19 protein-coding genes are annotated in these 18,668 nt (G+C 53.2%); 11 read left to right on the top strand and 8 right to left on the bottom strand.

Going from position 1 to position 18,668, the window contains the following annotated elements; genetic code table 11:
* Positions 1 to 249: 249 nt before the first annotated feature.
* The 6 genes from F608_RS32630 to F608_RS32620 all read right to left on the bottom strand — a co-directional run bounded on the left by F608_RS32630 (position 250) and on the right by F608_RS32620 (position 6,309).
* A complete protein-coding gene (locus F608_RS32630) occupies positions 250 to 678 on the bottom strand; it encodes a hypothetical protein (RefSeq protein ID WP_022667350.1) in 429 nt (142 codons plus the stop codon).
* Entirely contained in the window at positions 678 to 1,730 is a 1,053-nt protein-coding gene (locus F608_RS0119430; RefSeq protein WP_341833812.1) for a prolipoprotein diacylglyceryl transferase family protein, read from the bottom strand. The genes F608_RS32630 and F608_RS0119430 overlap by 1 nt, the downstream gene beginning before the upstream one ends.
* Positions 1,727 to 2,752 (bottom strand): phosphatidylserine decarboxylase, encoded by a 1,026-nt coding sequence (locus F608_RS0119425; protein WP_022667348.1) that lies wholly within the window; start codon positions 2,750 to 2,752, stop codon positions 1,727 to 1,729. The genes F608_RS0119430 and F608_RS0119425 overlap by 4 nt, the downstream gene beginning before the upstream one ends.
* Positions 2,733 to 5,162 carry a hypothetical protein gene (locus F608_RS32625; RefSeq protein WP_022667347.1) on the bottom strand — a complete coding sequence of 810 codons (2,430 nt, stop codon included), beginning with the start codon at positions 5,160 to 5,162 and terminating at the stop codon, positions 2,733 to 2,735. Before F608_RS32625 ends, F608_RS0119425 begins: the two co-directional genes overlap by 20 nt.
* A gap of 105 nt (positions 5,163 to 5,267) precedes the next feature.
* Complete coding sequence (locus F608_RS0119415) at positions 5,268 to 5,726, bottom strand: ferritin-like domain-containing protein (RefSeq protein ID WP_022667346.1); 459 nt, start codon at positions 5,724 to 5,726, stop codon at positions 5,268 to 5,270.
* 79 nt (positions 5,727 to 5,805) lie between these two features.
* A complete protein-coding gene (locus tag F608_RS32620; protein ID WP_244154309.1) occupies positions 5,806 to 6,309 on the bottom strand; it encodes a GNAT family N-acetyltransferase in 504 nt (167 codons plus the stop codon).
* Between the two features lie 154 nt (positions 6,310 to 6,463).
* On the opposite strand from F608_RS32620, the gene F608_RS35075 reads away from it, so the two are divergent.
* Positions 6,464 to 7,144 (top strand): rhodanese-like domain-containing protein, encoded by a 681-nt coding sequence (locus F608_RS35075; RefSeq protein WP_022667343.1) that lies wholly within the window; start codon positions 6,464 to 6,466, stop codon positions 7,142 to 7,144.
* 69 nt (positions 7,145 to 7,213) lie between these two features.
* Here F608_RS35075 and F608_RS36270 read toward each other — a convergent pair whose 3' ends face one another.
* Entirely contained in the window at positions 7,214 to 7,372 is a 159-nt protein-coding gene (locus tag F608_RS36270; RefSeq protein WP_022667342.1) for a hypothetical protein, read from the bottom strand.
* Positions 7,373 to 7,441: 69 nt separating this feature from the next.
* Here F608_RS36270 and F608_RS0119395 point away from each other — a divergent pair, with 69 nt between their 5' ends.
* The 3 genes from F608_RS0119395 to F608_RS0119385 are packed head-to-tail and all read left to right on the top strand — an operon-like array spanning position 7,442 to position 10,237.
* On the top strand, positions 7,442 to 8,500 hold the full coding sequence (locus F608_RS0119395) for an XdhC family aldehyde oxidoreductase maturation factor (RefSeq protein WP_022667341.1): 1,059 nt from the start codon (positions 7,442 to 7,444) through the stop codon (positions 8,498 to 8,500).
* Positions 8,497 to 9,693: a DVU_1551 family NTP transferase gene (locus tag F608_RS0119390; protein WP_022667340.1), complete on the top strand. Its 1,197-nt coding sequence runs from the start codon at positions 8,497 to 8,499 to the stop codon at positions 9,691 to 9,693. Before F608_RS0119395 ends, F608_RS0119390 begins: the two co-directional genes overlap by 4 nt.
* Positions 9,614 to 10,237 carry a histidine phosphatase family protein gene (locus F608_RS0119385; protein ID WP_022667339.1) on the top strand — a complete coding sequence of 208 codons (624 nt, stop codon included), beginning with the start codon at positions 9,614 to 9,616 and terminating at the stop codon, positions 10,235 to 10,237. The genes F608_RS0119390 and F608_RS0119385 overlap by 80 nt, the downstream gene beginning before the upstream one ends.
* A 78-nt stretch (positions 10,238 to 10,315) precedes the next feature.
* Here the strand turns inward: F608_RS0119385 and F608_RS0119380 are convergent, their stop codons facing one another.
* Positions 10,316 to 11,122 carry a thymidylate synthase gene (locus F608_RS0119380; RefSeq protein ID WP_022667338.1) on the bottom strand — a complete coding sequence of 269 codons (807 nt, stop codon included), beginning with the start codon at positions 11,120 to 11,122 and terminating at the stop codon, positions 10,316 to 10,318.
* Between the two features lie 574 nt (positions 11,123 to 11,696).
* Here F608_RS0119380 and F608_RS0119370 point away from each other — a divergent pair.
* The 7 genes from F608_RS0119370 (at position 11,697) to F608_RS0119335 (ending at position 18,657) form a co-directional block, all read left to right on the top strand.
* On the top strand, positions 11,697 to 12,152 hold the full coding sequence (locus F608_RS0119370) for a CBS domain-containing protein (protein ID WP_022667335.1): 456 nt from the start codon (positions 11,697 to 11,699) through the stop codon (positions 12,150 to 12,152).
* Between the two features lie 227 nt (positions 12,153 to 12,379).
* Positions 12,380 to 13,483 (top strand): ABC transporter ATP-binding protein, encoded by a 1,104-nt coding sequence (locus F608_RS0119365; RefSeq protein ID WP_022667334.1) that lies wholly within the window; start codon positions 12,380 to 12,382, stop codon positions 13,481 to 13,483.
* Positions 13,484 to 14,572: an ABC transporter ATP-binding protein gene (locus F608_RS0119360; protein ID WP_022667333.1), complete on the top strand. Its 1,089-nt coding sequence runs from the start codon at positions 13,484 to 13,486 to the stop codon at positions 14,570 to 14,572.
* Positions 14,573 to 14,593: 21 nt separating this feature from the next.
* Positions 14,594 to 15,466, top strand: coding sequence for a carbohydrate ABC transporter permease (locus F608_RS0119355; protein WP_022667332.1), 873 nt, complete (start codon positions 14,594 to 14,596; stop codon positions 15,464 to 15,466).
* Positions 15,463 to 16,266: a carbohydrate ABC transporter permease gene (locus F608_RS0119350; protein WP_022667331.1), complete on the top strand. Its 804-nt coding sequence runs from the start codon at positions 15,463 to 15,465 to the stop codon at positions 16,264 to 16,266. The genes F608_RS0119355 and F608_RS0119350 overlap by 4 nt, the downstream gene beginning before the upstream one ends.
* A gap of 12 nt (positions 16,267 to 16,278) precedes the next feature.
* Positions 16,279 to 16,557 (top strand): DUF2160 domain-containing protein, encoded by a 279-nt coding sequence (locus F608_RS0119345; protein ID WP_022667330.1) that lies wholly within the window; start codon positions 16,279 to 16,281, stop codon positions 16,555 to 16,557.
* 348 nt (positions 16,558 to 16,905) lie between these two features.
* On the top strand, positions 16,906 to 18,657 hold the full coding sequence (locus tag F608_RS0119335; protein WP_022667328.1) for an ABC transporter substrate-binding protein: 1,752 nt from the start codon (positions 16,906 to 16,908) through the stop codon (positions 18,655 to 18,657).
* Positions 18,658 to 18,668 lie beyond the last annotated feature (11 nt).

The raw sequence follows: 18,668 nt of genomic DNA, 5'->3' as shown, positions 1-18,668 counted from the left end.
TGTATTTTCATACAAAACGAACTCCATGCTTCAGGTACTGAAAGTCTTGGACCCGCCTCCCAATATCATAGGGTTACCAGGCGGGAGGCTGTCTTGATAAAAAAGTACAGGAAGGTCAATGGGTCTGTTGATTCATGGCTTCACGAGGATATCGGGAGAAGGGCTTGAAAAGGGGTAAAGGGATTTAGGTTGATTGTTAATTAATTTGTTCCCTGACATCAAACACTTCAGCCTTCAGTCCATCCCGCTTCAGCCTTTCACCTGAACCGCTGCTGCGCAGCTATCTTTTTTTTTATCCAGTTTCGCCTGGACGGCCCGGATCAGATTGACCAGGATAAAAAACAGAACCAGGCCGAAAACAGTCCAGGACCGGAAGGTGAACTCTTCTTTTCCGGCCCAGGCGGCATAGGCATAGGGAAGAATCGTGCTGAAAATCAGGACAATTCCCCAGACCAGGACCTCATGGAGTTTCTGGGCCTGGCCGGTAAGGGAGTTGATAAACCGGGCCAGGCCCATGGCATAGGGGACAACGGTGACCATATCCAGGAAAAGAAAAATCCAGGGATTGATGCCGTGGACCCGGGCCAGGTCTGAAAAGAGCCAGAACTTGATCAGATCATAGACCCAGAGGAAGAGCATGGCCTTTACCTGAAGGTTTCGGGTGATGGTAAATCCCATTAGATTTTATCCCGTACCACGTTAAAGAAAATTTTTGAATCTGTTACGGAACTGCGGCCGGAATGGAAGAACCCGATTCCCCAGACCGTCTGGACAAAGAGCAGGATACCCGGGTTCCACAGGGCCTTGAGGCCCAGGCCCAGGTCCGTTGACAGAGGGGACTGGGGAAATATCCAGACCACCATTGATCCATAGGCAATGGTGGCCAGGGCCATGATCTGGTAGATGGAGAACTTGAGTTCCCCCCTGAAATCGGCCCGGAAGAATTCCGAACCCACCCGCCAGATCTGGGTGACGAAAAGGGTTTCCATGAGGGCGGCCCGGGGAAATCCCTCCAGGAAAAGCCAGGTGCCTGCCAGGGCCGACACCCCGTAGATCACGGAGGTGATCATCTGGATGGGAATCATCCTTTCCCCGTCCAGGCCCGAGGCATAGGAGATCTTCTTGGTCTTGCCCGTAAACACGATATAGAACCGGGAAAAGAGACGCCGGGTCAGGCCGGAGCACTCTTTTAACGGTTTACCGTAACAACAGCCGAAGCTGAGGCAGGCCAGTCTCCCCAGGGACTCTCCAAAGGTGTAGGCGATGGAGATGGCGGCCAGGAGCACGGGAACGGAAATGGAAAAGTCCATGTACCGGCCCAGGGTCTGGTTGATCAAAAGAATCAGCCAGGGGGCGATCACGGTTCCCACAAAAACGGCACCGCCCACGGTAAGGGTGGCCTTTTTTTTCTCCACCATCCCTGCCACGATCCGGGACGAAGGCACGGTCACGGCCAGGAACAGGGCCGTGAGGATGACCAGGGCGGCCAGGGGGATCCCGGCGGAAACGGCCAGAACCAGAAGAATCACCACACTGAAGGCGTAGGCGTTGGCCGAGAGCAGTCCGTACCAGGTCAGGTTCAACCCCTGCCATGAACCGTGCTCCCTTTTTTTCCGGGGAAGGGCGGCCACCATCTGCCATCTTTCTTCAGGCAGGTTCCTGAATCCCCAGCATAAGACCAGACCCAGAAAAAGGCCCAATCCCAGAACAAAAAAAACAGACTCCATCATACTTCTCCATTATCTCCATTGTTTTTTAACCTTTGGCCGATGATCGACCTGACCCTGACGTCCGTCTCCACCAGGGGCCGGCCGAATCCGGATGTAAACCGGCTCTGGACGTCCTTTCTGTGCAGGTTGCCCAGGATATCCCTGGAAAACTTGATCCGGTCCCTTTGAAAGATGAGGATGGTGGTGGAACTGCCCGGCCGGAAAAGGCTCTTGGGCTGACCCTTTTTCAGGAAAAGCCCGGGACTGACCCCAACCGGATCTTCATACCCCCGGCCCGAGTAGCACTGGACAATTTGGCCGATCATCAATGCCCCCACCTCCACCATGGCCACCAGACCGATTCCCTCTCCTCCGTCCACATCCGTATCAATGAGGGTCACCACCCTTCGGTTCTTGGAATAGGGAGTGACCTCCCTGACCACGGCCCCGGGGTTACAGGAGTGAAAGCAGCCGTCGATCCCGTAGAAATCAATGACCCGGCCCGCTGCCGGCACATGGTTGTAGTGATATTTTTCAGGGGTGAGCCTGAACACGGCCCAGTCTCCCTTGTCAAAGGCTTTGAGCCACTCCGGCTTATCCCCACCCAGAAGTTCCATAAAGTTAAAGAACTTTTCCTTGACCCAGAGGGATTTTTCCCGGGAAAAAGAACCGGCCAGCATCTTTGAATCTGCAGGGGATACCACACTCCCCGGTGTTTCGGGCATGGGGCGCACTTCCCTGAACCGGATCCTGCGTTCAAACACTTTGCGAAGGGAGGTCAGGTCTTCAAGCCGCCCCTCTATTTCCCTAAGATCAATGCCGTGGGTCCGAAAAAACCGGTCCGGATCCAGAGGGGGTTTTTTAAATCTGAAATCGTAATTTAAAAATCCAACCAGGGCAGAGGCCCGGGGGGAAACCAGGAGGTCAAAAAGAAATCTTGCATTCTCCCGGATTCCCGAGTATATGGCGGCGATCACCCGGTCGTGGACCAGATTTTCGGTAATCGGGAGGCCGGTTTCCCGGTCAATGTACTGATGCTTCATACTTGCTTTTTTCCAGACCCACCACAAGGATGATCAGGTAAATCAATTTTTTCAATTCCCCGGGATCCATGGTTTCATCCTCAAATTTTGACCGGGCCCTTCGCAGAAATTCCAGGAGGTCCTCGTTGCCCAGGATACTTCGGACCGAGTCCCCATAGGCCTTTTCCCGGTATGTGGCCCAGAGGTCCATCTTTTGGAGAACCTGGCCGAGCAGTTCAAATCCCTGGGCGATATGGATCTTTCTGAGTTTGTCCGTATAAAAGGTCTCGGCCCGGCGGTTAAAGGATTGGCCGGTCAGGGTCATGGGATCTGCCCTGCTCCCCTCCCTGTCGAGGATGCCGGAGCACAGCTTTCCCCAGGCAGAGTATCTTTCGGGATTTACAATCCTTCTTTCCAGGTCCTGGATCGCCTGTTCCATTTTAAAGGCCTCCATCAGGGAGGCCCCGTCGGTTTTCAGCAGATGGATCAGTCCTTTCTGGTACTCCCTGACCCGGACCTGGGTGAATCCGGGGTAGCGCCGGCTTTTCTTTGTCTTACCCGCAATCTTGAGGATCTTTGCCAGAAAGCTATTTTTTGTTTGGGTCCGGATATAGAATGAGGGGAGATTGATGGCCGTACAATAGAATATCTGGCGCCGCTCACTCTCCACTTCCGGGACATCGGGAATCATGGCATGGCTGATCTCCCCGGACAGGATATACTTATGGGCCAGACTGGTAATGAGAAGCTGGAGATTGGCCCCGTTTCCCATATCCTGGAGAACATTTTCAAAAATGGAAAAATACCGGTGCTCAAACCCGGAATATCCCATCTGCCCGTATTTTCTGAGCCGGATGAGCTGATACAGGGGCATTCTCTCATCAAAGATCCCCATCTCCGTCAGATCTTTCTTGAGCCGGGCCTCGCTCTCCAGCCTGCCGTCCAGGGCCGGGCTTTCAAAGGTGCTCATGATGGAGGCAAAATAGTCAACAAGCCTGAAATCCGGGACAAAATCCCCCTTCAGGTTGAAAACCCGGCTGATCATGGTATCCAGCAGAACCGGTCCGAAAGGGGTCAGGGGGCTTCCCATGACTTTGATGGACGCCTTTTTCTTCCACTTGCGCCAGAGCATCCGCAGATGGGTGTAGTCCAGCTCATGGGGCAAAAATCCCAATACCTGTTCCGGATGAAAATCCTTGAATTCCAGACGAAAGGGGGAAGCGCTGTAGATCCCCGGAAAAAGGGGCAGAAAATGTTCACAAACCTTGATGACCAGGTCCCCCATATACTTTTCCATGGGGTTTTTGAAACCGGATTTCGGGTCGGCCATGAGCCCGGAAAGTTTCAGGCTGCCCAGGCTGATATGGGTCCCGTTGTTGGCCAGGCTGATATTGGAGGTATTGGGCAGGACCACCAGGTTTGAGGTGATGATCCCGGCCTCCTTGAGTTTGGCCACCCCGTTAAGCTGGCTCCGGGACAATACCCGGTGGCAGACATTCATATAATCTTTTTTTTCCTCCCCCCTGTCCCAGCCGGACAGGCAGGGACTCATGAACAGCTCCCGGTAAAAGGAATCGGAAATGCAGTTGTTGAGCTGCTTCTGCCGCATGGGCGGGGTTGAGGAAAAAAATACCCTGACCTTCTGTCCGGTCTCCCTGAGAAAAAATTTTTCATGGGCATAGGCCACCAGGACCTGGGTCAGAAGAAAACGGAGCAGGGTCTCTGAAGCCAGTTTCTCTCCCAGTCCTGCCGTGGTCTGGTCGGATTTTACCGGATGAAAGGAAAAGAGTTCCGGGGATGAATTGTCATTGGAGAAATGGTCCATCATCTTTTCGCCCCAGTCCCGGACATGGGAAGAAAGATCAGGATCGTCCCCCACTGCGTCGGCCAGGGCAAGTTTCAGCAGATAGCTCACCGGGATCCTGATCTGGGCCTCTCCCTGGTTTTCAAAGACAAAGGCGTTTGCATCTTTGCGATATCCGGAAGAGGGATCTGATTTATCCGCCTTTAAATCCGAATTAAAGACCTGGTTGGCAAAGGAGTTGAGGGCCCTCCTGGGAAATCTCACCCATGAGTTTTCCCAGACACGGGCATTGATGTCGGAGAGGAATTTTTCAAGGGCTGCGATGGACCTGCCGCTGGTGTCACCGGATTTGGCCCTTTTGACGATGTTTTTATAGTAGTTGGAAGATAAAAGGGTGAGGGGCAGGTCCAGGTCTTCCCGCCGGCCTTCGACCACGGCCTGGAATTCATTTTCAGCTCCGGCCGTGGCGTCCCCGGCACAAAAGGGCAGAGACCGGATGAAACGGTCCCCGGAACCGGTTTCAATGCCCAGGATATTTCTCAGAACTTCCCGGGAAGGGTCAACCCTATCCGTCTGCCCCTTCACCAGTCTCAGACCGCTGGCCGGCCCGTATTTTAATGCCGTCATTGTCCCTAATCCATCCTCTAAAAGTTGACGGATTGTAAAGGACAAATGTTTCTATGGTGTTACGGCACTGCTAAGATTTTATTTAAGTTTCCCGGACCAGGGGGACTACCAGACCTCTGGAAATGCCACGTCCACGAATTTTTCCTCCATCATGTGCTTGTGTCCCCTTTCCATGGAGGCCAGGTCCAGGAAAACCGCTTCCAGTTCCGGATCGCTACAGTTGGCGGCAAGGGCCGTGTACTGCTTCATGGCGATTTCCTCATTTTTCATGGCAAGGCCGATGGCGCTTTTCAGATCCATGTCTGCACTGACCTCGGGCATGTCAATGGTTTCCGCCACCTGGAAATCCTTGTCAAAATCAAAGTACTGGGCATCCACCTTTTCCTGGTTCAGGATTCCGGTCAGAATGGTTTCATGTTTTTTTTCTTCCTTTGCAAAATCTGCAAAGAGCTCCTTGAGATAATCATCCTTGATCCGGGCCGACACATTTTCATAGAATTCCCGGGCAGCGATTTCATTCTGAATGGCCATGGAGATAACGTCTTTGTATTTTTCTGTGTCCATACTTCCTCTCCTTAAGATGGGCTTGAAAGGTTATATTCTTCATTTCATTGGGACAGATTAGCCCAGAATCCGGGAGACCTCAAGGAGAATCTGGGATTCCGGCTCCAGGATCCTCCCCCTTTTGTGGGAGCCGTTTCATATCAATGTGGGGGATTCCGTCTTCAACATACGCCTTGGACAGGGGCACAAATCCGTGAAGTCCGTAAAAGTTTTCAAGATAGACCTGGGCACCGATGGTGACGGCCCGGCCCGGCCATTGGACCCGGATCAGGGAAAGGGCCTTTTTGACCAGGGTGTGACTGATCCCCTGGTTCCGGAATTCAGGAGCCACCACCACCCGGCCGAAACTGGGATCAGGATAGCTGATTCCCGGAGCCAGGATTCTCAGATAGGCGGCCAGACGCTTTCCTTCTGTCCGGGCCGTGAGATGGACGGTATCCCGGTGCCTGTCTTTGCCGTCCAGATCAGGATAGGCACTGTTCTGCTCGACCACAAACACATCGGCCCTGAGCTTGAGCAGGTCATAAAGTTCGTCAATGCCCAGATCTTTAAATTTTTGAATCTTCCAAACGAGGCGGTCCACGTTTTTGTCCTTTCTGTCGTTCCGGAAGAGGATCATACCCTGTTGGTGTTCCCGGCACAAGACCGAAGCCGGACCCGCATAAAAAACATGACAGATGATTCTGCTGTCTTATAATGATGTGTATATATGAACCAGAATCCAAAGGATTTCAGCCATGAAACCCAAATTTTTTGTCTATCTTATCCTCCTGGTTGCGGGCTTTTTTCTTTCCTTCTGCGGACCGGCAGGCTCGGACCAGAAAGTCTCCGGCACCCTCCAGAACGGATTCCGCATACTGGAGATCCGGCCCGACAGCGGGGTTCAAACCTTCACCGTATACCGGGGAGATTATATCAAATTCAAGCTGCCCCGGGACCTCCGGGACCCTGTGGCAAGGTTCTCCCTTTCCAACCGGGCCAAGCCCCTGGATCCGGATCTTGAAAAGACCTCCTATTTTAAAATGAAGACCCCGGGGGTTCACCCTTTTACCATTGGAAGCATAAAGGGCGAGATCCGGGTCATCGAATATATCCAGGCAAACTACAGGGAATTGACGGCGGAACAGGCCCATGAATTTATCCGCTCCCATGGGCCCCTTGTCCTGGATGTCAGGACCCCGGGAGAGTACAAAAGGGGGCATTTGAAAGACGCCCTGCTCATCCCCGTCCAGAGCCTGCAGAAGAGGATCCGGGAACTGGAGGACCATAAAGGAAAACCGGTCCTGATCTATTGCGCCACCGGGAACAGGAGTACCGTGGCATCAAAGATCCTCATTGATAAAGGATTTTCAGACATCCTGAACCTCAAGCGGGGGATTGCCGCCTGGGCTCAGAAGCAGTATCCCATTGTAAAATGAACCCGGAAGGATTGTTTTTTTGCCGGATGGTTTGGGTTGATTTATCGATCTTCCTCTGATAGCTCATTTCTAGGAAACCTGGTCGCTCTGTTCCCGAAGGGAGATTTCCTTTACATCCGTCCGGGTATATTCCCACTGGGAGTATGCGTTGATCCGGGAAATGATGGGATCAGGTTCGTCAGTTCCGGCCCGGGCTGAGAAACCCGGGGCTGAAACCGGAATATTCATGAAATTTACGGGAAGGCCCGAACCGTTAGATCAGGGGCATGCCTTCCCTGGAAGAGACGGAAGCGGAATATGGAAGCTCTGAACAAAAAAATCCTGGAGTGCCTGACCCATGGCACAGCCTTTTCCCTGGCCACCATCATGACCCACAAAGGGTCCACCCCCAGGACCTCGGGATCCAAAATGATCGTATTGAGGGACCGGACCCTTTTCGGCACCATCGGAGGGGGCCTGGTGGAAGCCCGGACCATTGAAACCTGCCTGGCCAGCCTGGAAAACAAATCTGCCCTGATCCGGGAATTCAACCTGGACAATGAATTAAAAACAGGGCTGGACATGGTCTGTGGAGGCCATCTCACGGTTTTGATCGAACCCTTTCTCCCCTTGTCAAACGGCCATGACCCGGAACTGATCTCCCTGTTCCGGGCCCTGGCCGACCTGGAGGCAAAAGGGGAAAAAGCCTTTCTCATCTCCAGAATTACGGGGTTCAGCCAAAAGGAATTTTCCACCCGAAAATGCCTGGTCAAAAGAGACGGTACCCCCATGGGAGCGCCCCTGGTGCCGAAGGCTCTTTTGGATGAGATCTCTGACAATCAATTCACCGGCTCATTTCCCTCTCTCATCAGCATCGGCCTGGAAGAGTTCATTGTGGAACCGGTGCTGCCCCGGGACACCCTTTTTATCTTCGGGGCCGGCCACGTGGGATTTCAGCTGGCCCGGACCGCCCGGATTGCCGATTTTCAGTCCGTGGTCGTGGATGACCGGAAGGAATTTGCCAATCCTTCCCGCTTTCCCCATGCAAGGTTAGTGGAGGTCATTGATGATTTCAGCCGGGCCTTTGAGAACCTTGAGGTGGATGAAAACAGCTTCATCGTCATCACCACCCGGGGCCATCTCCATGACCAGACCGTTCTTGCCCAGGCCCTGGAAACCAAGGCCGCCTATATCGGAATGATCGGAAGCCGGCCCAAACGGGACAAGATCTATACCAACCTGAAAAACCAGGGGGTTTCCCAGGAATCCCTGGACAGGGTCTTCTCCCCCATCGGACTGGACATCCATTCGGAAACCCCCGGGGAAATCGCCGTGAGCATCATGGCCCAGATCATCCGGGAGAGGGGCATGAAATGAACCCGGGTCTTTTCCCGGAAAACCTGTCCGCTGTGATCCCGGCAGCCGGCCTCTCCTCCCGGATGCATCGATACAAGCCCCTGTTGAAACTGGGTGACTCCACCATGGCAAAACAGGTGATCACCCTTTTTCAGCAATCCAAAATCAAGGACATCATCGTGGTCACGGGCCACAACCGGGAAAAAATTGAGCCCCTCATACTGGGAACCGGTGCCAGACCGGTGTTTAACCCGGATTATAAAGCCGGCGGAATGCTCAGCTCTATCCAGGCAGGGGTCAGGGCCCTGCCGGATCCCTGCACCGGTTTTTTTCTCCTGCCCGTGGATATCCCGTCCATCCGGCCCCCTACCGTCCGAAAGCTTATTGAATCCTTTTCCCAAAACCCGGACAGGATCATCATCCCTGAATTTGATTCAAAACCGGGCCATCCGCCCCTGATCCCCGGCTGGGTCATCCCAAAAATCCTCTCCCTGGATCCTGGATCCAATTTGGGGCGGCTTTTGTCCGCCCTTGGAAGCCGGCAAAAAAAGACAAGGGTCCATGACCGGGGAATCCTCATGGATGCCGACACCCCGGAAGCCTATAATCTTGTCAGGAAAAGGTTCCAACGGCTGAACATTCCGGACCGGGAAGAGTGCATGTCCTTGATTCTTTCCGAATTCGGAACCCGGCCCGAAAATGAGTCCGGGGGGGGCATAATCCCCCACCTCATCCTGGTGGCTGAAACCGCCGTAAAAATTGCCCTGGCTGTCATGGAAAATCCGTCCGGGGCTGAAAGGGCAGAAGCCGGCCCGGATGGGAACCCGGATCCGGGTCTGGATCTGAATTTAATCCGGGCAGGCGCCCTGCTCCATGACATCAAAAAGAAAGAAAAAGACCATGCCCGGGCCGGAAAAAGACTGCTTCTGTCCCTGGGATTTCCGGAAACAGCTGAAATCGTGGGACAGCATACAGATCTTGAGCACCCTCTTCCGGACTGGCTCACCGAGACCCAGGTGGTTTATTTTGCCGACAAAATCTGCGGACCCGGGGGACTGGATCTGGATTACAGCCCCCGGTTCAAAAAAAAAATTGCCCGATTCCCCTGGGCAGAGGAAAGGATAGTAAAACGCCATGAACTTACTCGGGACATACAGACCCGGATCGAAACGATTTGCGGCAGATCTGTCCGGTCCATACTCGGACAGGAATGACCTGATCTTTCTGCTGCGCCACGGCCGGATCCGGGGCGGCCATGAAGCCCGGCGCTTCATCGGCAGTACCGACTTGGATCTGGATGACCTGGGCAGAGACCAGGCCCTCTGGTGGAAAAGAACGTTCCAGGATATCCTGTTCAGCGGGATCCATGCCAGCCGGCTTAAGCGATGCCGGGAAACGGCATCCCTGATCTGCCCTTTGGAACAGATCTTCATCGATTCCCGACTCAATGAGATCCACATGGGGGAGTGGGAAGGCAGATCCTTTGAAGAGATTCAAAAAGATCATCCCCGGGAGTATGACCGCCGGGGCAGGGCCATGGATCGATTCCGGCCCAGGGGCGGGGAAAGCTTTGACGATGTCTTTAACCGGGTTTTCCCCTTTTTCATGGACCTTGGGATCAAAACCCCGGGCAGGACCCTGGTGGTCACCCATGCCGGGGTGATCCGGGTTCTGCTTTCCCGTATTTTCGGATTTTACCCGGAAGGTCTGTTCAAGATCCGGCCGGAATACGGCCAGCTCTTTGTTCTTTCCCCGTGAGATCCAAAAAAATGGATGCCCCGCTCCAAAAATACATCCAAATGGCGCAAAGCATCCATAATTCTTGCTTATCCGTTCTCAATTATCAATTGCGGTCCTGAACTCATCCATGGTCCGGCCCCGGATGGCTTCGGCAATCTCAAAAACATAGTCGTAGATGTGCAGGCCCTTGGAGCTGGCGATGATCTCCCCGTTCTCAACACCGATCTGGGCGGCGCAGTATTGTTTCATCATCTCAATGGCGGCCAGGTTGGCCGGGAATCCCCCGAAAAGATCCCAGGACCTGAAATAGGGGAAAAAGTGAAGTTTCCCGTCCTGGATCCGCGTATCAATGTGGCGCAGACAGGGAGGATCCACCAGGAGCATGTCCGAAGGCTGGCCGACCTGGAGAATCATCTGGTTGTTCCTGGGCCCCTTGTTCTTATAGGTCCAGATCATGAGTTCCATCTGATTCAGATAGGTTTTTCCGTTTTCCTGAATCAGGATGTTCCGGTCTTCCCACACCTCTTTTTCCTGGATCAGAATTTCGGTCAGATCCTGAACCTCTTCCGGCAGCCACTCGACATCACACTTGCAGATCCGCTGGCCATAGGTATAGGACTCCCCCTCCTTCTCCTCCCCGGTCATGAGATAGGGCAGGTAATCATCCAAATAATCCTCGTCGACCGGATCGGGAAATCCCAGAACCGGGTTGACCTTGGGCAGCAGGGGCAGGCTTTCCGGATGGGTGATATGGATGGATATATAATCAAACTCAAGCCTTTTCTGCCCCTCAAAAGAGCCCCGGCTGATGGTAAAGGACCGGCCGGTTTCCACACATTTGTAAAGGGTCTGGAACCAGGCATCTGAGAGACTTGTTGCTTTGATAAACAGGGGATTCAGCATAAAAACTCCTTTTTCATTTTTTTCTCTGCCCTGGATTTATACCCCGGAATCCCTCCCCGGAGCAAGTCCAAGTCCCAAATAACTCCATAAAATCTATCCATGGGAATCCAAAACACTCCAGGGCTTCAGAGACTCCATAATTTTTAAAAATTAGTTGGTTTTGGTTATTTTTGGTTAAAATTTTCTTTTTTTACATTTTTTATAAAAATATTATTGACAAATACCGACGGTTCCTTTTAAATATGTACCATAATTGATTGGATAGAATATCCTGAACAAAGTAGGGATGTGCCGGGCCGAAGAAGTTTTCCAAAGGTCCGATATAACCGATCATGGATAATGAAAGGATCTTGTTTACCCCTAAACAAAACCCCATCTCCTTGGCAACATTATCCAGCCGCCTGTTTGTTCCGACCCTGACAGACAGGCGGCATTCCTTTTTTTAAAAGCCCCCTTAAAACATTTGCCCCTTCATTTTCCAAATAAGATTGGGTTTGCATTGCATTCCGGGCCCATTCATTATAGATTATAAAGGGTATCCCCCTTATCCCAGCCATATCAAAAAGGAGGCCTCATGATCACAGCCAAGGATATCATGGAAACCAATATTATCTGCGTCAATCCGGATACGGAAATTCCCCGGGCCGTTGAACTGCTTTTGAACAACCATATCAACGGAGTCCCGGTGGTCAATGAAAGGGAAGAGCTGGTGGGCCTCCTCTGCCAGAGCGACCTGATTTTCCAGCAGAAGGAAATGCCGGTCCCCCCTATTTTCACCATCCTGGACAGTATCTTTCCTCTGTTTTCTTCAAAAAAAATCGACGAAGAATTCAAAAAACTATCCGCCACCAAAGTGGAGCAGGCCATGGTCTCAGATCCGGTGACCGTTGAAGCCCACACCCCTGTCTCGGAAATCGCCAGTCTCATGGTCGAGAAGCATTTCCACACCCTGCCCGTGGTGGACGGCAAAAAGCTGCTGGGCGTTATCGGCAAGGAAGATATTCTCAAAACCCTGATCCCCAAGGAATAATCATTGAAAACCCATTCCGGATCTGGTTAAATCAAGTCCGATATCAGTAAACTAAACAAGGGAATAATTTTACGTTTTTACAGACCCCTTTCACACCTGAGTCCTGTTGATCTTCTGTTCGGTTGTTGTTAAATTTTCGTTTTTTTCACTTGCTGAACGAACGAAACCATGGTATTTGCATTTTCGAACATATTTTTAATTTTGACCCCTTTTTTTCGGAGCTCAAAATGAGTATTTCACTTGAAAATATCAATCTGAAGGTTGGCGATGAGATATATTTAAAAGACATTTCCCTTGAGTTTGATTCCGGGTCTACAAATATATTTCTGGGCAGAACCCTGGCCGGAAAAACTTCATTGTTGAGGATTCTGGCCGGACTGGACCGGCCCTCCAGCGGGAAGATCCGGGTGGACGGCAAGGACGTCACCGGCGTATCGGTCCGAAAACGAAACATCTCCATGGTCTATCAGCAGTTCATCAATTATCCTTCCTTCACGGTGTACGATAATATTGCCTCCCCACTGAAGGTGGCGGGGATGGACAGATCCCGGATTGACAGCCGGGTCAGGGAAGTGGCCGAGATGCTCCACCTGGAAGAGATGCTGGAGAGGATGCCCATTGAACTCTCCGGCGGTCAGCAGCAGCGATGCGCCATTGCCAGGGCCCTGGTCAAGGACGTCAACCTTCTCCTCCTGGACGAACCTTTGGTCAACCTGGATTACAAGCTCAGGGAAGAACTCCAGATTGACCTCCAGGAGATCTTCAGGCAAAGAGATGCCATCGTGGTCTACACCACCACGGAACCGGGGGAAGCCCTGAAACTGGGGGGAAGAATCGTGGTCCTGGACCAGGGCCGGGTCCTCCAGACCGGCATCACCTCCCAGGTCTATCACCGGCCGTCCAGCGTCAAAGTGGCCGAAGTCTTCAGTGATCCGCCCATCAATCTCATTGACTGCCGGGTGGAAAATTCCACGTTTCACCTGGGCAGTGACGTCAGCCTTTCCCTTTCCGGGAACCTCTCATCCCTGGCCCCGGGGGAGTATATGGCCGGCATCCGCTCCAACCACCTTTATCTCAAGGCCCAGGCCGGAGCGGACATCTCCATGGACACGGTCATCAACTTGTCGGAGATCAACGGATCCGAAACCTTTTTCCACGTAAATTACGCAGGCACCAACCTGGTGGTCCAGGAGGTGGGGGTCTACTCAAGGAAAATCGGATCCGGCCTCAAAATCTTTCTGGATCCGGAAAACCTATTTGTATTTTCAAAGACAGGGGAACTGATCCTGTCTCCGAAAAATACCCTGGCTGAAACTGCACAGGAGAGCTAAATGGCAGAATTAACCCTAGATAAAATCGCTCACAGCTATATGGCCAATCCCGGCGGAGATCAGGACTATGCCCTGAAGATGATCGACAACACCTGGAAGGACGGCGGGGCCTATGCCCTCCTGGGACCTTCCGGGTGCGGGAAAACCACCCTGCTCAACATCATTTCAGGCCTGCTCACCCCCAGCAAGGGAAGGGTGTTGTTTGACGGAAAAGACGTCACCGGCCTTCCCCCGGAAAAGCGGAATATCGCCCAGGTTTTCCAGTTTCCCGTGCTCTACGATACCATGAGCGTTTACGACAACCTGGCCTTTCCTTTAAAAAACCGGGGATTCAATGAAACAGACATTGACACCCGGGTCAGGGAAGTGGCCGGGATCCTGGATCTAACGGACAGCCTCAATAAAAAGGCCGCCAACCTGAGCGCAGATGCCAAGCAGAAAATATCCCTGGGCCGGGGCCTGGTAAGAAGCGATGTGGCTGCCATCCTATTTGACGAACCCCTCACCGTTATCGATCCCCATCTCAAATGGCAGCTCCGGTGCAAGCTCAAACAGGTCCACGAGCAGCTCAAACTCACCCTGATCTACGTCACCCACGACCAGGTGGAGGCCCTTACCTTTGCCGACAAGGTCATTGTCATGGTTGAGGGCAGGATTGTCCAGATCGGCAGCCCCCAGGAACTCTTTGAAAATCCCAGGCATAAATTCGTGGGATACTTTATCGGCAGCCCGGGCATGAACTTCCTGCCCTGCACCCTTAACGGGGACAGGGCCATGGTGGACGAGGTCGCCATTGAACTGGATCCTGAAACGGCGGCCCTGGGAAAACAGGCTTCCGGCAAGCTTGAACTGGGCATCCGCCCCCTCTACCTGGATGTCAACGCCCAGGAGGTGGAAGGCGGAATCCTGACCCGGGTCAAAACCGTGGAAGACCAGGGAAATTACAAGATCGTCACCGTGATCCTGGGCAGCAGCCACACCCTGAGGGCCAGGCTGCCCGAAGGAAAGCCCTCGCCCACGGAAAAGGCATGGATACGGTTTCCCAAGGATTGGATCCGGCTCTTTTCCGACGAGATCCTTTTAACCTGATACGCTTGGAGCGCAAACGATATGGACAAATGGAAAGACAATAAGGCCTGGTTCCTGGTTTTGCCGGTGTTCATCCTGGTGGCTTTCTCGGCCATTATTCCCCTGATGACCGTGGTCAACTATTCCCTCCAGGATATCTTCGGCCCGGGACAGCGGGTATTTGTCGGGATTGAGTGGTTTGAGGAAGTCCTGGCCGACACCCGGCTCCATGAGGCCCTGTGGCGCCAGCTGGCTTTTTCCGGCCTGGTACTCCTCATTGAGATGCCCCTGGGCATTCTCATTGCCCTGATCATGCCCAAAAAGGGATGGGCTGCTGCAGCCAGCCTGGTCACCATTGCCCTTCCCCTGCTCATTCCCTGGAATGTCATCGGAACCATCTGGATCATCTTTACCCGGCCGGATATCGGTCTGTTCGGTGCGGCCATCAACGGCATGGGCATCCCCTTTGACCACACGGCCAGCCCCATCCAGGCCTGGATCACGGTGATGCTCATGGAAGTCTGGCATTGGACGCCCCTTGTGGCTCTCCTGGCCTACGCCGGCCTTCGGGCCATCCCCGAGGCCTATTTCCAGGCCGCCAAGATCGACGGGGCCTCTGCCTGGGCCATTTTCCGGTACATCCAGCTGCCCAAGATGAGGGGGGTGCTCACCATTGCCCTTTTGCTCCGGTTTATGGACTCCTTTCTCATCTATGCGGAGCCCTTTGTCCTTACCGGGGGGGGACCCGGCAACACCACCACCTTTTTATCCATCTACCTGGTCAAGGTCGCCGTGGGCCAGTTTGACCTGGGACCGGCCGCTGCCTTTTCCCTGGTTTACTTTCTGATCATCCTGCTGTTCAGCTGGCTGTTCTACCAGGTTCTGCAAAATGTCGGCAGAGGAGAAAAATCATGAAAATTCAAAAACGAACCCTGTTTTTTATTCTTTATCTCATTGTTCTCATGCTGCCCATATACTGGATGCTCAACATGAGTCTGAGGACCAATGCGGATATCTTGAGCTCCTTTTCCTTTTATCCCAGACACATCACCTTTGAAAATTACATCAAGATCTTTACGGACTCATCCTGGTATTCCGGCTATATCAACTCCATCATCTACGTGACCATGAACATGGCCATCTCCCTGGTCACGGCACTGCCGGCCGCCTATGCCTTTTCCCGGTACAGCTTCCTGGGGGACAAGCATATGTTCTTCTGGCTGCTCACCAACCGGATGGCCCCGGCCGCTGTATTCCTTCTTCCTTTTTTCCAGCTCTACTCCACCTTCGGACTCATTGACACCCATATTGCCGTTGCCCTGGCCCATTGCCTGTTCAACGTTCCCCTGGCCGTCTGGATCCTGGAAGGCTTCATGTCCGGGGTTCCCAAGGAGATCGATGAAACCGCGTTCATTGACGGATATAAATTCCCCAGGTTCTTTTTGACCATTTTCATCCCCCAGATCAGATCCGGTATCGGAGTCACGGCCTTTTTCTGCTTCATGTTTTCCTGGGTGGAACTGCTGCTGGCAAGGACGTTGACCACCACCGCAGCCAAACCCATTGCCGCCACCATGACCCGGACCGTGAGTGCATCGGGTCTGGACTGGGGGCTTCTGGCCGCTGCCGGCATTCTGACCATTGTCCCCGGGGCCCTGGTGATCTGGTTTGTCCGGGATAACCTGGCAAAGGGATTTGCCATGGGCAGGGTATAGAAAGGAGACCTCATGAACTTAGAATGGATGGCATGGACCCTTCCCACAGCCATATTTTTCATCACCATTGTCTGTATCCTCATCTCCATGACAATATGGCAGATCGTCTCTCCCACCGTGGAAAGGCGGGGATTCCTGCCCCTTTCCACCACCCGGGGGGACCGGCTCTTTATCGGGCTGCTGGGAAGCGCCTATATCCACCTGGCCTGGATCGGCCTCACCGACATCACTCTCTGGGGCGGGTTTGCCATTGCCCTGGTATGGATGGTGGTGATCATGCGCTGGGGATAGATTATGGGAGGACGAAAACTCACCCACCTGCGGCCTTGCTTTCGAATCTCAAGATCCTCATGAACAGGAGCGCTCCGGTCTTGAAATTCTTTGGGCCTTGCAGATGGGCAAGCATCTTCCCGGACGGAGCGTTGAAATAGAGTAAATCCTTTGCAAAAAAAGGATTGAATAAAGGGCATCTCCAATCGTTGGAATTTTGATCTGGGTTCAGGGCTGAAACCGGACCCAAAGGCAATGACCGGAGATGACCGAAAGTGTCGTAAAACATATTGCAGGCGCAAACGGCCTTCACGTCTGCAATATTAGATTCTTTTCATGAAGGCAGATGAAAGAAACGGAGGGAATGATATGGGAAAAAAAAGTGAAAAATCTGTTCTCGGAATCCCGGGCTTGGCCTGGATTCTCGCTCTATTGTTCCTGCTCTCGGCAGTTCCTGCGGGCGCAGACATCTCGGCTGCAAAAAAATGGATCAGCGATGAATTCCAGCCTTCTACCCTGTCCCAAAAGGAACAGCTCAAGGAGATGGAATGGTTCATCAAGGCGGCCGAGCCGTTCAAAGGGATGGATATCAAAGTGGTTTCCGAAACCATCCCCACCCATGAGTACGAGTCAAGAGTTCTTGCCAAGGCCTTTTACGAAATTACCGGCATAAAGGTCACCCATGACCTGATCCAGGAAGGGGACGTGATTGAAAAGCTCCAGGTTCAGATGCAATCGGGGAAAAACGTATTTGACGCCTATGTCAACGATTCCGATCTCATCGGCACCCATTCCCGGTACGGCCACGTGGTCAACCTCACGGACTGGATGGCCGGAGAAGGCAAGGACGTAACCCTGCCCACCCTGGATGTGGATGATTTCATGGGGAAATCCTTTACCACCGGCCCGGACGGCAAGCTTTACCAGCTTCCGGACCAGCAGTTCGCCAACCTCTACTGGTTCCGGTACGACTGGTTCAACCGGGACGATTTTAAAAAAGAATTTAAAAAAATCTACGGCTACGAACTGGGTGTCCCGGCCAACTGGTCGGCCTATGAAGACATTGCCGAGTTCTTTTCCGAACATGTAAGGGAAATCGACGGCAAGGCCATATACGGTCACATGGACTACGGCAAAAAAGCCCCGGACCTTGGCTGGCGTTTTACCGATGCATGGCTCTCCATGGCCGGTGCCGGAGACAAGGGCATTCCCAACGGCAAGCCTGTTGACGAATGGGGCATCCGAGTGGATGAAAACAACCGGCCCGTGGGTTCTTCGGTTTCCCGGGGCGGGGCCGCCAACGGACCGGCAGCCAAATACGCCCTGAGAAAGTACATGGAGTGGCTGAGAAAATATGCCCCTCCGGGCGCCCTGGGAATGGACTTTTACCAGTCCCTGCCCAGTCTGGCCAAGGGCAATGTGGCCCAGCAGATATTCTGGTACACGGCCTTTACCGCGGACATGGTCAAAAAAGGTACCCCGGTTGTCAATGCGGACGGTACCCCCAAATGGCGTATGGCTCCCTCTCCCCACGGACCCTATTGGGAAGAAGGCCAGAAGCTGGGATACCAGGACTGCGGTTCCTGGACCCTGCTCAAGTCCACCCCGGTGGACAGAAGAAAGGCAGCCTGGCTCTTTGCCCAGTTCTGCGTTTCCAAGACGGTTTCCCTGAAAAAGACCCATGTGGGCCTGACCCCCATCCGGGATTCGGATATCCGGCATCAGTCCTTTACAGACCGGGCCCCCAAACTGGGCGGACTGGTTGAGTTCTACAGAAGCCCTGCCCGGGTGGCCTGGACCCCCACCGGAACCAATGTTCCGGATTATCCCAAACTGGCCCAGCTCTGGTGGCAGAACATCGGTGAAGCCGTAGCCGGCGAAGTTACCGTTTCCACGGCCATGGACAATCTGGCCAAGGAACAGGACAAGATCCTTGCCAGAATCGAACGTTCGGGCATCCAGGGAGACATGGGACCCAAACTCAATCCCAAAAAGGACGAGTCTTTTTGGCTGAACAAACCGGGGTCGCCCAAGGCCAAACTGGCCAATGAGAAACCCCAGGGGGAAACCCTCAACTATGACAAACTGTTACAGGCCTGGAAAGAAGGAAAGGTAAAATAGTCGTTTGAACG

The organism is Desulfospira joergensenii DSM 10085 (assembly GCF_000420085.1).
Lineage (GTDB): Bacteria > Desulfobacterota > Desulfobacteria > Desulfobacterales > Desulfobacteraceae > Desulfospira > Desulfospira joergensenii.
Note: the sequence above shows the minus strand (reverse complement) of the source record. Positions and strands in the feature narration are given on the sequence as shown.

What these genes read in the sequence shown, in the direction of transcription:
- F608_RS0119395 (WP_022667341.1), top strand. Translation starts at nt 7,442, where the DNA reads ATGGAAGCTCTGAACAAAAAAATCCTGGAGTGCCTGACCCATGGCACA.
- F608_RS0119425 (WP_022667348.1), bottom strand. Translation starts at nt 2,752, where the DNA reads ATGAAGCATCAGTACATTGACCGGGAAACCGGCCTCCCGATTACCGAA.
- F608_RS0119390 (WP_022667340.1), top strand. Translation starts at nt 8,497, where the DNA reads ATGAACCCGGGTCTTTTCCCGGAAAACCTGTCCGCTGTGATCCCGGCA.
- F608_RS32630 (WP_022667350.1), bottom strand. Translation starts at nt 678, where the DNA reads ATGGGATTTACCATCACCCGAAACCTTCAGGTAAAGGCCATGCTCTTC.
- F608_RS0119355 (WP_022667332.1), top strand. Translation starts at nt 14,594, where the DNA reads ATGGACAAATGGAAAGACAATAAGGCCTGGTTCCTGGTTTTGCCGGTG.
- F608_RS0119370 (WP_022667335.1), top strand. Translation starts at nt 11,697, where the DNA reads ATGATCACAGCCAAGGATATCATGGAAACCAATATTATCTGCGTCAAT.
- F608_RS0119350 (WP_022667331.1), top strand. Translation starts at nt 15,463, where the DNA reads ATGAAAATTCAAAAACGAACCCTGTTTTTTATTCTTTATCTCATTGTT.
- F608_RS0119380 (WP_022667338.1), bottom strand. Translation starts at nt 11,122, where the DNA reads ATGCTGAATCCCCTGTTTATCAAAGCAACAAGTCTCTCAGATGCCTGG.
- F608_RS0119345 (WP_022667330.1), top strand. Translation starts at nt 16,279, where the DNA reads ATGAACTTAGAATGGATGGCATGGACCCTTCCCACAGCCATATTTTTC.
- F608_RS36270 (WP_022667342.1), bottom strand. Translation starts at nt 7,372, where the DNA reads ATGAATATTCCGGTTTCAGCCCCGGGTTTCTCAGCCCGGGCCGGAACT.
- F608_RS0119365 (WP_022667334.1), top strand. Translation starts at nt 12,380, where the DNA reads ATGAGTATTTCACTTGAAAATATCAATCTGAAGGTTGGCGATGAGATA.
- F608_RS32625 (WP_022667347.1), bottom strand. Translation starts at nt 5,162, where the DNA reads ATGACGGCATTAAAATACGGGCCGGCCAGCGGTCTGAGACTGGTGAAG.
- F608_RS0119360 (WP_022667333.1), top strand. Translation starts at nt 13,484, where the DNA reads ATGGCAGAATTAACCCTAGATAAAATCGCTCACAGCTATATGGCCAAT.
- F608_RS0119430 (WP_341833812.1), bottom strand. Translation starts at nt 1,730, where the DNA reads ATGATGGAGTCTGTTTTTTTTGTTCTGGGATTGGGCCTTTTTCTGGGT.
- F608_RS0119335 (WP_022667328.1), top strand. Translation starts at nt 16,906, where the DNA reads ATGGGAAAAAAAAGTGAAAAATCTGTTCTCGGAATCCCGGGCTTGGCC.
- F608_RS0119385 (WP_022667339.1), top strand. Translation starts at nt 9,614, where the DNA reads ATGAACTTACTCGGGACATACAGACCCGGATCGAAACGATTTGCGGCA.
- F608_RS0119415 (WP_022667346.1), bottom strand. Translation starts at nt 5,726, where the DNA reads ATGGACACAGAAAAATACAAAGACGTTATCTCCATGGCCATTCAGAAT.
- F608_RS35075 (WP_022667343.1), top strand. Translation starts at nt 6,464, where the DNA reads ATGAAACCCAAATTTTTTGTCTATCTTATCCTCCTGGTTGCGGGCTTT.